The following is a 12,969-nucleotide window of genomic DNA, read 5'->3' on the forward strand; positions in this document are numbered from 1 at the left end:
TTATGATCAGTTCCTGCTTGTCTTATTTATACATCTCGGTCCACTCAGCCAATTGACTCTTTATTGATTCACGCACAGATTGAGGCTCTAATATTTCAGCGGCTGGCCCATACTGCAGGATCCAGCGGATAAACTCTTTTTCGTTATTTACAGTCACCTCAAAAATCATACTCCCATCTTTGTTGTCTGTCATTCGAGGATGAACGAACAGTTCTTCCTCCCTTATGTACCTGGCAACCTCAGCATTAAACCGTACTTTAAAGGTTATATTTTTCTCACCTTGTTCAATTGACCACGTGTTCTTGAGATACTTTTTGATATTAAAATCACTCTTGTCGAACGTTTCAGCCGTAGAATCCACTTTGAGGAAGCGACTGATTCGAAACGTCCGAATGTCCTGCTTAGTATGGCAGAAACCGATTAAATAGAAGCGCTGATCACGAGGCACAAGGTAGTATGGATCAATTTTTCGCTCCGTTGTCTCATTTCGATACTGGGTATGATAAGTGGTTTCAATCGTCTTCTGCTCTAAAATCGCTTGAATAATCGGCTGCAGATAATTAGGGCTTTCTTTACGGTAGGCTGGTGTACCCATCTGAATAATATTGGTAATGTCCTCAATGATACTGTTTTGCTTGGATTTTTCTTTATGATGTGTGGACATGACTTTATCGTATGCTGTATGGAATCCCGGAGGGAGCTTGTCCTCGTCTACCATTGAAGGTAACAGAGAGAATACTAACGCTTCTTGTTCTGAAAAATTAAGAGGGTACATAAAAAAGTTGCCCATAAATCGGTAGCCAGCACCCTTGCTTGTATTTGTTATGGGAGTTATGGCATCCAGTAAGCGCAGATCCCGATATATTGTCCTTACATCTACATCGCATTTAAAGGCTAAATCCGTTGCAGAAATGCCAGGGTTCGCCTGGATCGCATTAATGATATTGAATAGACGTATAAACTTTTCGACCATGGTTAGTCTCCTCACAATAATGATCTAATGATACCCACTTCTTACCACAGCGTTCATTTTCGGCCTATTGTAAAGCTCTTTTTACACATTATACCTAATCACAAACGCCACTACTTGTCAGGGAACGTACGTTTGTTAATATATTCCTTCATTCGCATCCAATAAATAGAAACCTTCCTACAATCATTGCGTCTAATAACCATCAAGCTAAAAGGAGCGGAAAATCATGAGAATTACTTGCTTCTACGGGGACCACTCTGATATGGGATATATTTATCTTACTCCACCGATACATGAGGATAAAACCGCCTATTGGAGCAGAAACGAAATAAGCCAATATGTCAGTGAGGAAAAACTATCTATTCCTTATGTAACCGACTTAGATGTAACCCCAACACTCATTCAAATGCCTGTTAGCGAGAATACCTTCAAAGCGGATCATGGTAAATCTTATGATACAGAGTATGGTAACGATATGGATAAACTAGGCTATATTATAGGAATTGAATTAACCTTGGCTAAAAATAACTTTGTTGATCTAGTCAGCAACCAGGCCTTCAAAGTAATTCGAACAGATTGGAGCGGTCAGGAGTTCCATTTGATTACTTTTGATCATTTAGAGAATGTTCTCCATCCTGAGAATATCCTTTATAAATTGATCGACAAAGAAGATGCTTTTGTGATCATTCAACTAAAAAAGCCTGAGGATCTCGGAATTCGCTATTTTCACGAGGAGGATATTCAGCCTATTGCCTTATTCAAAGGATTACTGTCTGCCCGTGAAGACATCTATCCAGTGGAATACTTGATTAAGCCGGAATTTTTTATGTGCCAAGATTCAAGCTCATTACTTTAATCTATGAATTTACATGGATGATCTATCGATAATTCTATAGCAAGTGCCTTTGTCTATAAAAAAACCTGATTCCTCAGCGCTATGAACGCAGAATGGAATCAGGTTATGTAAGGTTCAACTGATTATGAATAGGGATGACCCAATTCGGCAAGTTGGAATGCTGCCACTTCAATCTGCCATTATGGGATTCAAGAACGATCTGTCCATCTAAAGAACTGTTATCAACAACAATTAAGTTATCGAGCAGATCTAAATGAGTAAGCAAGTTCTGTATTGAGGATTGATGCCGATGCAATATGTCCTTGTTAGTAATATAATGTCCTCCATTACGAACCCGGCTGGCGATACGTTCAATATTCAAATTTCGGTTCTCCAAGACCAACATAAAATATTGTAATCTAAAATTGCTTAAGTTTGGCTTCCTTCATGAGGTGAATTACCTATCCACCGTACAACGTCCTTTCAACTGAAAAAAACCGGTGATTGTGTATGCACTCACGAGCTAAACGAATGGCTTCTTTCCCCTTCACATGTTAAGCAACGTATGGGTATGGCATTTTTAGTTAACTTGCGCAAGAGATCTCTCCTTTTTTACAAGTATATAAATAGGGTTTATTTCTTATCAACACTTTTCAGTTTATCATGATTTTCTATTTGCCGGTCCTTCTCTTTTTTATACTTTTCTATAAGATAATTGTAGCAGGCAGCCTTTGTGTTTCTATCTGTACTAACAATTAATTTAACTTGCATAGAGGCGTCCTCCTGGTAGTAATAATACTATTGTTAATAGATGTTTTATAAGAAAAAACAAAAAAACGAAAAAGGAAGCCTCACTTTCAAACGGAGGCTTCCTTTTTCGTTTTTTATAACTCATTTTAGGTCCTTTAGACTTTTTGATAAATCAGATTTCTTCATTGCTTGATTAATTGAATACCACTTATCAGCCCAGCTAAAATCTTCATTAAGGAGTTTGTTCATCTGATTATCGTTAGCATTCCCAACAAATATCAGAAAAGACTCTTTATTATGATAAATAGTGGGAAGATGTAAATAACTCCAGTTAAACGGAGTATTTTCTGTTAAGAGATCTGAAAGAACCCTGAACAAATCTAAATCTGCATTCGCAAGATCGATTATCACGACACCATCTATAATCTCAAGACGGATGTGAAGCTGCTTTTTAGGAATATTCACAACATATCCTTTTATATGCCGTTTTTCCCCTAATGAACTCAATATGATTTGTATGAACTTTTCTTCGTCTATGGTATTGTGCTTAATCAGTTTGAAAAGCATATCATCATACTCGAGATCCACATCCTCATTTCTAACTAATTGATACGTTCCCCGTACCATAATACCAAATTCCGCTAAAATATCAGTTCCGATTTGCCTTGTATTTTGTTTTAAATTTGAAGTGCGAAGCAGATCACCCACAGTTGAGTTACCCCACCCCGTAATTCTCCTCAAATCATTGTATGTTAAGCCAACAGACTCAGCCAAAAATTTCCTGCGATTTCCCGGATGATGGGTTTTCTGAACTAACTTACTCCAATTTCCTTTATTCTTAGAAAACGGTTTTATTTCATAATATGCGTCTTCTTTGCCTTTGGCAGAATCATGTTTATTTATAAATTTTTCTTCAGTTACATCTACATGATCTTTAATAAATTTCTCAGCATAATCAGTTAGGTCTTTGAGTATGTCCAAAACAATCACCTGACTCAAAGATACTATGACTGTGCTGATGCATCATTTGAAAACCCTAAATGGTGCAGATTTGTATGCTATTTTTGATTTTTCCTCTGTTACAACTAATATCAGGTCGATAACTACACCATTTGTGGAGCAGCATATAATGTTGGTATTTACTAGAAATAATGGTTATATAGAAACTTAAATATACGCCGATAACCCCCACCCCCTTCGCAATGGTTTTTGGTCTAGTTGTCAGAGAAAAGCTTCCGTTTGTATCAAATTATCAAGGAGCTGAGCAAATGTTTGATCATTCAAATGACAATCAAAACAAGTACCCTATAGCCCCAGCAACACAACACTTTCCAAACTTCTTCTGGAATGAATATGCGAAAGAAGTTTCATGGAATAGCGCATCTACGAAAATATTTTCCGAAGAAAGTTTAAATCCACGAAATCAAGTTCACACTGTTACCATGCAGTTCGATGTGAAAAAAATAACGAAGGCAGGTGTGATAAATATGCTTGATGCTCTATACACGAACGGAAATCCCCTCATAAATTCAGTCTCCTATCTAGGGCCGAATCAAATAAACTTTTGGATTTTTGAAAACCGAATAAAATCAAATTTTCAAAGTGAAAAGATCACCGAATATTTTGGTTCACTACAATCATCAAAAACGCCTTTTGAGTTTTATAGAACGTATAAATGCTTCAATAACTTTTTGGAATGCTTTTCTGTAACATTCAATATTCCTGTTTCTAAAATAGACGATACGGAACTATTGAACCAGGAGCGCTTTCTTAAAGTAATTCAATCTGAAAAATTAGGCGATCCCGATGTTAAGTATCTTTCAAAACTCGTTAATCTTTATCATCCAGGGTTGGATATAGTCTTCTTTAAGAAGAGAAGAAATACACCTCATAATTGGGACCTAGAACATCCATTGATTGAGCTACATCTTGGTAATTTCAAAGGATTAAAAAAAGCATCTTTACAATTTCGTAAAAGGGCTTTTTATCAGTTCCTTACATGGCTGTGTGATACATATACTGCATTCAACTCATTTAATCTTAATGATGTCCCTCTTTGGCTTGTAACTCACGACCATTTAACTGATTTCCGACTCCATCTTGTACGCAAAATTGAGGATGCGGAAATGGAGCCAAGTTATACAAGCTCTATTTTGAATTACGTTAAGTCGCTCTTTCAAAGTTTATTTCAGCTTGGACGCCTCTTAACTGATATTACAGATGATATTCCTAGCATTTCGTATGAGCGTTATCACTATCGTGAAATTCCGTCCGACGAACAAATCGAACATCTCTTTAAAGTAATCCAAATTTACTCACCCGATCCGGATAAGTACACTTTAGCATTCGAAATGATGCTGTATCTAGGACTCAGGAAGACTGAAGTATCCCAAATCCGTTGGGAAAATATAAATTTACATACTAACATCATCACGATAACAGGAAAAGGTGACAGAACGCATTCTCTTCCAATTCCAACCAAGATACTTCAAAGTCTCAACAAACTATCGGCCTTACCTTCAGGCTATATTTTTTCACCTATGCCAGATAAAATTGCTCAGAGTCTCTATCAATATGTAAAGATGTTTTCTTTGATAGCAGGTTGGAATATTCAGACTGGGTTACATTTACTTAGGCATACGATGCTTACCAAGCTTTCGTATAGGCCAGACTGCCCGCCGCAAGTTCTGAGAGTATTAGGCAGGCAGAAAAATGCTGCAACTTCTGCCCTGTATGTTCACCGAAGTCAGGAAGAACTTCGCAAATCAGCAAATAAAATCAACATCCTATTCTAGACATGCAAAAAAGCCTTCGTGACAGGTGATGATTACTTTAGTAGATACACTAAAGCTCAAGCACCTTTCCGAAGGCGAATGTAGATAGATTTATCCCGTTGTCGGTTATTCATTCATTGTAATACTCCCTTAGCCGCGTGGCAGGAGTTAAGAGATCAAAAAAATTAATTGTACTCTATCACTATACAATGAGCTTCACGGGGTTTCAATACAAGCGACGAAAATAAAGCAAAAAGGAGTTTTCTAATTATGCCTATCGAGTTTCCCACATCACCGATGCAAAATCTTCGAAATAATATTCAACAACTTGTAGCTACATATGGAGTTGACGAATTACAGGAAATTCTCGGAGAACTTGGGTTAAGTGTTGACCCAACTAAGACGCAGAATAATATTGAAGATATTTCTGGAAAAGAAGTAGAAGAATATTTTATAAAATGTCCGCGTTTTAATAGTTTAAGCCCAAGTACTAGAACTACCTATAAATCTGAACTTTCCCAGTTTATTAAGTTTTCAATGCCAACCCCAACCTCAACCGCAACATTGAGGCAATTAGCAGAACCAAAGAATATCTTAGCATATCTTGACAAATATGAGCCGCGCTCATATACAAGAGCAAAAAAGGCGTCATTCTTACGAACATTTTTTCGTACTACCTTAAAGCATTTCTTCAACGAAAAAATTGAAGATATAAAACCATTACTTGAATTAAAAACTGATGAAAGTGATATTCCAAAAGCATTAAAAGTTGACCAGCTTCGTGAAGTTGTACACTTGGCAGCTGCTAAAGGAAACGGGTTCAGAAACTTTACAATAATTATGACTTTCCTTAGTTCCGGTATTCGATTGAATGAACTTCTGCAGTTGAAAATTGGTGATATTGATACAGAGCGCCAAATTATTCATGTAGTCGGGAAAGGAAGAAAAGGGGCAAAAACGCGACGCACAATAAATTTATTAGGTTTGAGCATACTAAGAAATTACATTAGATTTACGTTCCAAGCTCAGATTGCAACTTTTACAGAAGAACAGTTGGATGGATTGCATGTATTCTCTACTGACGGGGGTATTAGTGCGATGAGTGCTAGAACTATACAATATATTGTAAAAAATTTAATAAAAATGGCGACCTCAATACCTAAAAATATGAAGTCCCAATACTCGGTACATACTTTTAGGCATTGCTATGCGGTGTATGGTCTAGAATCTGGAATTGACATTTATACCTTATCTAAATTACTTGGACACGAAAGTATCGAGACGACGACAATATATTTAAAACTTTTTGAAGATCAGCTTAAAAAAGCCGTTGAAAAACATCCTTTCGCTAATGGATTGAATAAGGGGGATTCAAATGAGAGTTTTGCTTGATTCTCATTATTATCAATTGTGGGAAAACCATTGCAACCTTAGAGCTAAATCAAAAGAGAACTACATGTATGAGTTGCAAAAATTCGAAGCATTTTTATTAAATGAAGGATTTACAGGTGTTCTCGATTTTGATAAATTTTTTCATTATAAGGATACAGATCAATATTCACCGATAAACCAAAAATTTATTGATTCATATTTTGATTGTTTGAAGAATAAAGGTTACACGAATAGTGTCCTTTCCTCAAATGTTTCAGCGCTAAAAAACTTTTTTAAAATTCTTAAAAGCTTAAAAATGATTACACGCAATCCAGTTGTGTATTACAAGAATCCCTATCATAAAGTTAAATACCGGGATAAGTCTCTATCTGAAGAGGAATGTTCATTACTTCTCGAGGCAGCTTTAAAGTTGGATCCTTTTTACAGGCAGTATTACCTAATAGTGCTATTGCTTCTTAATACAGGCCTGCGAAATAGCGAATTGAGGGAGTTAACCATTTCACAGATCGATTTCGAAAGGCAAATTATTTATGTTGAACGCGGTACAAAAACCAAGGCGAATACAGTCACAGTAAGTCAAAAATTATGTGAAGAGCTTAAATCCTTTGTGACTCGTTCATTCCATGAAGAGTGGCAGATGACAGGGAATGAATATGTTTTTTTCGCAAGAAATAAGAAACTTACTAAAATTGGACTAAACAAGATTTTATTAAAAATCAGCAAAGAAGCAGGAATTCGGCCAATTACCTGCCATTGGTTAAGGTATACAATGGCATATCTAATGCAGCAGAGAGGTATTGATATTCCTATAATTCAAAAACAACTAAGACATCGTGACCCCAAAACTACATTACATTATCTTTCTCAATTTTGCGAAGGGTTTGATTACTAAGGCATATTCGCAATGACGCATGTTTGATTTTGCCCTAGGATTGAAAAACAAATGCCCTTCCAAGTTAATTGGACAGGGCATTCGTATCGTTGATTAGAATCAATTTATTGCAGTTATATGTCGCCACGCCATCTCAATATAAGACACTTTAAACACTTTCTTTTTGCGTTCGTTCCATGATCTAAAATGGTCAAATGCACGTTTTATATCGATCCTAGCATCCGGATGATGCTTAATAATCCAATCGGTTGTAGCCAGCAATTCAAGTCCGTATGGAGTTTGGCTTGCCGTCTATACCATAAAATTGAATTTAATAACGGCAAACAAGATGTTTGAGCTCAGGATGAAAGCATTTTTTCACGTTGACGATAAGTTGGTCATAGCTAAAAAGACTTTTGGGAACAGCCCCTCTCATCGATTACCTACGCCTGACAGCAGAGTGCTTCGCGATCTCCAGCCTGACCTTCTCCCGCTTCAGCTCTTCAATATACTCCGAGATACCGGAGATCAAGTCCTCAGGGCAGTGGCGGGAGATATCATTATAACTTATAGTAATCTTGTTGATCTGTGCATCTAATACGATGATACTCCGAACTATCTCATTGACCGTTTCGCGCAGCGAAGTAACTTCACGGCGATTCAATTTTTCGCGTTCCTGCTTCAACACTTCACGGGCTTCCTGCAGCTTGAGATTCCTAAGTAGCTCTAGGAGATCATGAACGGCTCCGCGCGCCATCTCATTCATTGCTCTCACGCTCAGTCGGCTGCAACTGATCTCGCTTGATCAGCTCTTGAATGGAGTGGTCTACCAGCCGGATGATCTCCTTCTGAACTTCGCTGCTGGCGCCGCCGTGACTGAGATGCTGGTACAAGTCCTTCAGAAGCTGCTCCACTCCCTCATATTCGGTCCGCCGAGAGTCTCTGCGCGCAATTTCCATCTTAACGAACGCAACCGCCTGCTTCTGCAAGTAATCCCCTTGCTCCCGCAGATGATCGATTTGGCCCTGGACGTTAGCTTGATCCCTCTTCATGTCAACGAAGGTTTGCGCGAGCTTCAGCAGCTCCGGGAGCGAATCCATCGCTTTCATAGTCACATCTCGCTTGAAGGTGTCTTCGGGCACCACGCCATTAGGAACCACTTCGTACACCACCTCAGGCTCGCGTCTTCTTCTAGTGGATTTGGGCAATAAATGACGTTGATCAGTCATGAGCGGATTCCTCCTCGATTTGAAGCTGTCTGAGCAGCTCATCTATTTGGGCTATTACTTCCTTCGGATCATAGGAGCGGTGAGACTCTGTCGGTTCTTCGAATCGGCAAGCTTCCTTATACTCCGTAAAATACTGCTCAAGATTGGAATCATTCAGTGCTTTCAGCTCGGAGAGATCTTGGCGGACGAGCTTCAGCGTATCCTGCTGCCATTGCTCTAGCGCCTTATGGGTCATCTTCAAGAGATCATTCTGCCAGGTTAACGAGTCGAAGAGATAAAACAATCCTTCCACAATAACCGCAGCAGCCGAAGCAATTGCTCTTGTGGAGGTAGCTCCGATCCGTTTCAATAGCTGAGCCAAGGCATTATGAGTTTCCCTGGAAAAGGTTTTGCCAAATACATTGCCCAGCTTCTTCAAGCCTACCTTCGCTGCGTTGGCTACACCCGCTCCGGCGCCGCCTGCCCCGCCGAACTGTCTGAAAAAAGCCTGCAGGCCGGCCCCCGCCGCCTTCTGTGCAACCCGATTGCTCAGATTGATCAGCAGCGGCGTATAGATCGAAGCTTTCATCTCCACTTGCGTTTCGAAGCGTGTCACCGCTGTATTAAGCATTGATTGGATCTGTTGATCCAGCCGTTCCAGTGTATCTTGAATATGGCCGGCAATCATTTTCGTCTCATTCTTAATATGCAGTGGCAACAGATGGGCTTGAACGAAGCCGACACACTCGTCCTTACTGACCCATTTGTTCGTGGCTCGAATTTCCGTCTCTAACCTCTTTGCCGTTTCTTTCTTCGCATGCTCAAACCACTTACCCAATGTGCCATCGAGCTTGCTGAACTCGGTTTCCATCATCTCGTTAATTTGCTGTTCAACGGTGAACAGCTCATCCAGTGCTTCCTGGAGGGATGTGATATCGCTTTCCGTCACTTGAGCTTGAATCAGCTCCTTCTCCGCCAGCTGCTTAAGGTCCAGGAGCAGACCTCTCTGATAAACCTTGAACGCTCTCAATAGGTTCGCCTGACGGTGATCGGCTTCAAGCAGCCGACGAACATGATCCCACAGCGCAGGGGCTTCTGGAAGTCTCGGCCCATCTTCCGTCACTAAGCTATGTACAATGAAGGGTGATAGCTTTCTATGAAGGCAATCCTCAGCGTAGCCTTTAATTTCCTCTACCCGCTTATCGGCGGAAGCAACCCCCTGTGGGGCACGGTTGATTACAAGAACAACCTCCGTATCCTTGTTGATCAACTCGCTAATATATTGCATAAAATGATGATCGTTTTCCTTAAAGCCTACGCGGTAGGAGACAACATAGATAAGAATATCGCTGTTCGGAACGAATTCCTTCAGCAGCTCCTCGTGCTGCTCGACAATACTGCCATATCCCGGCGTATCGAACAGACGCAGGTTGGTTAATTGCCTTGGGAGTTTACGGGTCACTAACCTAAGCCGCTGCAGCTCCGGATCCGGGCGGGCGGCGAGCTGCTGGAACATCGGATACGAGAGCTCTTCGAGCGTGGCGTCACGATTCACCGCGTAGAATTCAACCTCTTGCTCCCTCTGTGTATCATCCATTACCTCGATGATCGTTCCGGTTGTGGGAGCAGCACCTGTCTTAATCCATTCGCTGCCGAGCAGTCCATTGATTATTGTCGTTTTCCCACTGCTCGTCTCCCCCAGCATAACAACGAAGCTCTCCGGCTTCGCAATTCTCTCGTTCAAAAAACGTGCGAGCGCGATCATCGTGGGATCTCCAACAGTCTCAGTCAGTGAGTAGAGCTGATCCATCGTCTTCTGCATCGTTGTACTAGTCATCATGCCAGTCTCCCTTCGATGGATTTGATGAGGGCTTCATCCTTTGCAAGCAGATTCACAGCTTCATCCCTGCCCTGTCTTCGCAGCCGCATCACCTCTTCGTGTTCGGCTTTCTCATTTTGCAATTGCTCGAACTGTGTTTGCTTAAAGGCGGATAACGCTTGAGTCAGGTATTGTATACTCCCATTTGCACTATCTTCAATCTTGGCATTCAGCATTTGACGGAACTGGCGAATCGGCTCCTCGATGTCGCGCATAGTGGCCTTCTGCCGCTCCTCATTAATAAGCCCCTTTGCTTTGCCTCCGAGCCAAGAGGATACGAAAGCGATGCCAGCGCCTACGACAAAACCGGCCGCTCCACCGATAATGGTCCCGGCTGGACCGAGGCTCGTTCCTACGAGTGCTCCAACCTTCGTGCCAACCCAACCCCCGGCAGCGATGCCGCCAATCCCCCCGGCAATACCGAACCCATACGGAAGTGCCTTCTCAAATTTAAGCGCTTCCTCTTTATTGAAATTCCCGGACTTGTCGTACTCGCCGTTCAAATCTCTTATCTCTAAGCTGTCCATCCATATGGTCATTTCCTTCTGCATCTCGAACAGCTTGAGCGACAGCTCCTCGAGCGCATCGATCATAATGGAATCCCGTGTATCCCGGTATGCGGAATCCAGCAGCTCACCGTCTACGACGCCGGAGCCGATGATGCGGCGCATTTCGCTCCGCAAATTCTCGCTATGTACCTTGCTGGCTTCTGCCGCATAATCCATCAATCCAATCTTATAGTCGGACAGCTTGCCTTGAATTTGTGAAATCTTCATACTGTTGCTGCGGTACATCTGCTCGAACCGTGCTTCCTGTTCCTGGAAAAGCTTCTTCAGCTCCTCACTGGTCATGGAGAGCTCTCGTTTCCGGGCGTCGATCTGGTGACGGATTCCGGCTGACAGCTCTTTCAGATGCATCACTAGACCACTGGACAGCAGCGTTCGCCAGGAACCGGCTATCTCCTCCAGCAGGCTCCGGAACTGCTTCATGCCGGATTTCTCATAGGCGTTCCAATCCTTCTGCAGCCGTCCGTTAAGGCCCTGATAGACATTAATAACGTGTACGTTCTTAGGGGCAGAGGTTTGATATTGAGCCGCGATGTCGCTAAGTATTTTCAGATTAAGCTCCATGCCTTCTTGCACTTCCTGCTTGCTCTCGTCGTTCCATTGGTTCTGAATAAACCAGGCCGTCGTTAGCTTCGGCCAAGCATGAGTCAAGAAAATTCGCTCAGGCTTGGTAATCGGAGGCACCGTGCGAAGAAGGAACATCGCCGCGTTCAGCCGATCGATATATTTCATCGTCGTTTCCACGTTCCGCGCCGTCATACTTCCGACACCAGGCAGGTCTACGAGCACCACATTATTTTTCAGCAAATCGTCGTTCTTATAAATGACAATGTGAGATACCAGCTTCTCATTGCCCAGATTGTGCTGGTTATGGACGTACTGCTCTAACCGGCTCTTATCGGTGAAAACCTCGGTCTTCCGTCCGTTTTCGAAAATCACGTGCACCTGTCCGTCAAGCTCCGTACTATACCGAATTTCAACCGGAATACAGGTGGTTTCATCCGCATCGACCGGCAGCACCAGGTCTTCCATTAAGAGCGCATTCAGCAGGCTACTCTTGCCCGTCCCTTGAATTCCTAAGACGGGAACCAGAAATTCCGATTGCGTAATATTCCGCAGTTTGTCGGCCAGGACGGTTTTATAGGAAACCGGACCTTCCTTGGTAATGTAAGGAATATACGAATCCGCCATACGTATAAAATCAGGGTTCTGTACGATTTGTTCCAATTCGAGATGACTCATTGCTTATCGGTTTCCCCTCTTCGCAGGGAGTGTTTGTGGCGGTTCTAGCCGCTCCAGGCGCGCTTCCAGCTGGTTCATTCGCTCGTCCAGCTGCACGAAGCAGCCCTCAATCTGCTGACCCAGCCGCTGAATTCCGTCGAGCATGCTCTTATTGGTATGCTCCATAGCCTCATGAAGCTGCTTGATTTGCTCGTCCGCCCCGCTGGCGCTGGAACTCATTTTCCGCTGGAGGACGTTCAGCTCGCTTCTCAGCTCGGACATTTGATCCTGTACAGCCGCAACTTGCAGTTGTACGGTGCTTTCCGTAACCTTCTGCAGCTTGTTCACCGAAGCGACCGCGCTGAGCAAGTCATCTTTCAACTCCACTAATGCGCTGCGAGTCCCTTCGTACATTTCCTGTTGGACGGAATGCATGATCGATTTAGTAACTTCATCCACTTCAATCATGATGGATTTGGATTTTTTCATAGTCCCACTCC

The 12,969-nt window shown here is 42.1% G+C and carries 13 protein-coding genes; 4 read left to right on the forward strand and 9 right to left on the reverse strand.

The genetic code is table 11. The features are described from left to right. Nucleotides 1-22 precede the first annotated feature (22 nt). Entirely contained in the window at nucleotides 23-973 is a 951-nt protein-coding gene (locus MKY63_RS03420; protein ID WP_076141141.1) for a WYL domain-containing transcriptional regulator, read from the reverse strand. 226 nt (nucleotides 974-1,199) lie between these two features. Here MKY63_RS03420 and MKY63_RS03425 point away from each other — a divergent pair, with 226 nt between their 5' ends. Beyond that, nucleotides 1,200-1,829 carry a hypothetical protein gene (locus MKY63_RS03425; RefSeq protein WP_076141140.1) on the forward strand — a complete coding sequence of 210 codons (630 nt, stop codon included), beginning with the start codon at nucleotides 1,200-1,202 and terminating at the stop codon, nucleotides 1,827-1,829. Nucleotides 1,830-1,932: 103 nt separating this feature from the next. Here the strand turns inward: MKY63_RS03425 and MKY63_RS03430 are convergent, their stop codons facing one another. The 3 genes from MKY63_RS03430 to MKY63_RS03440 all read right to left on the reverse strand — a co-directional run bounded on the left by MKY63_RS03430 (nucleotide 1,933) and on the right by MKY63_RS03440 (nucleotide 3,539). After that, entirely contained in the window at nucleotides 1,933-2,190 is a 258-nt protein-coding gene (locus tag MKY63_RS03430) for a hypothetical protein (RefSeq protein ID WP_076141139.1), read from the reverse strand. Between the two features lie 251 nt (nucleotides 2,191-2,441). Beyond that, on the reverse strand, nucleotides 2,442-2,579 hold the full coding sequence (locus MKY63_RS03435; RefSeq protein ID WP_170914186.1) for a hypothetical protein: 138 nt from the start codon (nucleotides 2,577-2,579) through the stop codon (nucleotides 2,442-2,444). A 120-nt stretch (nucleotides 2,580-2,699) separates the two neighbouring features. Beyond that, on the reverse strand, nucleotides 2,700-3,539 hold the full coding sequence (locus tag MKY63_RS03440; protein WP_339811536.1) for a hypothetical protein: 840 nt from the start codon (nucleotides 3,537-3,539) through the stop codon (nucleotides 2,700-2,702). Between the two features lie 287 nt (nucleotides 3,540-3,826). On the opposite strand from MKY63_RS03440, the gene MKY63_RS03445 reads away from it, so the two are divergent. The 3 genes from MKY63_RS03445 (at nucleotide 3,827) to MKY63_RS03455 (ending at nucleotide 7,616) form a co-directional block, all read left to right on the forward strand. Next, entirely contained in the window at nucleotides 3,827-5,353 is a 1,527-nt protein-coding gene (locus MKY63_RS03445) for a site-specific integrase (RefSeq protein WP_339811538.1), read from the forward strand. Nucleotides 5,354-5,602: 249 nt separating this feature from the next. Next, a complete protein-coding gene (locus MKY63_RS03450; protein ID WP_076141136.1) occupies nucleotides 5,603-6,724 on the forward strand; it encodes a tyrosine-type recombinase/integrase in 1,122 nt (373 codons plus the stop codon). Then, on the forward strand, nucleotides 6,708-7,616 hold the full coding sequence (locus MKY63_RS03455) for a site-specific integrase (RefSeq protein ID WP_076141135.1): 909 nt from the start codon (nucleotides 6,708-6,710) through the stop codon (nucleotides 7,614-7,616). Before MKY63_RS03450 ends, MKY63_RS03455 begins: the two co-directional genes overlap by 17 nt. Nucleotides 7,617-8,034: 418 nt before the next feature. Here MKY63_RS03455 and MKY63_RS03460 read toward each other — a convergent pair whose 3' ends face one another. The 5 genes from MKY63_RS03460 to MKY63_RS03480 are packed head-to-tail and all read right to left on the reverse strand — an operon-like array spanning nucleotide 8,035 to nucleotide 12,958. Beyond that, complete coding sequence (locus MKY63_RS03460) at nucleotides 8,035-8,361, reverse strand: hypothetical protein (protein WP_143763130.1); 327 nt, start codon at nucleotides 8,359-8,361, stop codon at nucleotides 8,035-8,037. Further along, nucleotides 8,354-8,824 (reverse strand): hypothetical protein, encoded by a 471-nt coding sequence (locus MKY63_RS03465; RefSeq protein WP_076141133.1) that lies wholly within the window; start codon nucleotides 8,822-8,824, stop codon nucleotides 8,354-8,356. The genes MKY63_RS03460 and MKY63_RS03465 overlap by 8 nt, the downstream gene beginning before the upstream one ends. Continuing rightward, nucleotides 8,817-10,643 carry a dynamin family protein gene (locus tag MKY63_RS03470; protein WP_081388053.1) on the reverse strand — a complete coding sequence of 609 codons (1,827 nt, stop codon included), beginning with the start codon at nucleotides 10,641-10,643 and terminating at the stop codon, nucleotides 8,817-8,819. Before MKY63_RS03470 ends, MKY63_RS03465 begins: the two co-directional genes overlap by 8 nt. After that, complete coding sequence (locus tag MKY63_RS03475) at nucleotides 10,640-12,490, reverse strand: dynamin family protein (protein WP_076141131.1); 1,851 nt, start codon at nucleotides 12,488-12,490, stop codon at nucleotides 10,640-10,642. Before MKY63_RS03475 ends, MKY63_RS03470 begins: the two co-directional genes overlap by 4 nt. Before the next feature lie 3 nt (nucleotides 12,491-12,493). Further along, nucleotides 12,494-12,958 carry a hypothetical protein gene (locus MKY63_RS03480; protein WP_076141130.1) on the reverse strand — a complete coding sequence of 155 codons (465 nt, stop codon included), beginning with the start codon at nucleotides 12,956-12,958 and terminating at the stop codon, nucleotides 12,494-12,496. Between the last annotated feature and the right edge of the window lie 11 nt (nucleotides 12,959-12,969).

The sequence above is a fragment of the Paenibacillus sp. FSL R7-0189 genome (assembly GCF_037969925.1).
GTDB classification, from domain to species: Bacteria; Bacillota; Bacilli; order Paenibacillales; family Paenibacillaceae; genus Paenibacillus_AQ; species Paenibacillus_AQ odorifer.

Coding starts and splice junctions, on each gene's coding strand:
- MKY63_RS03465 (WP_076141133.1), bottom strand. CDS start 8,824: ATGACTGATCAACGTCATTTATTGCCCAAATCCACTAGAAGAAGACGC.
- MKY63_RS03435 (WP_170914186.1), bottom strand. CDS start 2,579: ATGCAAGTTAAATTAATTGTTAGTACAGATAGAAACACAAAGGCTGCC.
- MKY63_RS03450 (WP_076141136.1), top strand. CDS start 5,603: ATGCCTATCGAGTTTCCCACATCACCGATGCAAAATCTTCGAAATAAT.
- MKY63_RS03480 (WP_076141130.1), bottom strand. CDS start 12,958: ATGAAAAAATCCAAATCCATCATGATTGAAGTGGATGAAGTTACTAAA.
- MKY63_RS03460 (WP_143763130.1), bottom strand. CDS start 8,361: ATGAATGAGATGGCGCGCGGAGCCGTTCATGATCTCCTAGAGCTACTT.
- MKY63_RS03420 (WP_076141141.1), bottom strand. CDS start 973: ATGGTCGAAAAGTTTATACGTCTATTCAATATCATTAATGCGATCCAG.
- MKY63_RS03445 (WP_339811538.1), top strand. CDS start 3,827: ATGTTTGATCATTCAAATGACAATCAAAACAAGTACCCTATAGCCCCA.
- MKY63_RS03470 (WP_081388053.1), bottom strand. CDS start 10,643: ATGATGACTAGTACAACGATGCAGAAGACGATGGATCAGCTCTACTCA.
- MKY63_RS03475 (WP_076141131.1), bottom strand. CDS start 12,490: ATGAGTCATCTCGAATTGGAACAAATCGTACAGAACCCTGATTTTATA.
- MKY63_RS03425 (WP_076141140.1), top strand. CDS start 1,200: ATGAGAATTACTTGCTTCTACGGGGACCACTCTGATATGGGATATATT.
- MKY63_RS03455 (WP_076141135.1), top strand. CDS start 6,708: ATGAGAGTTTTGCTTGATTCTCATTATTATCAATTGTGGGAAAACCAT.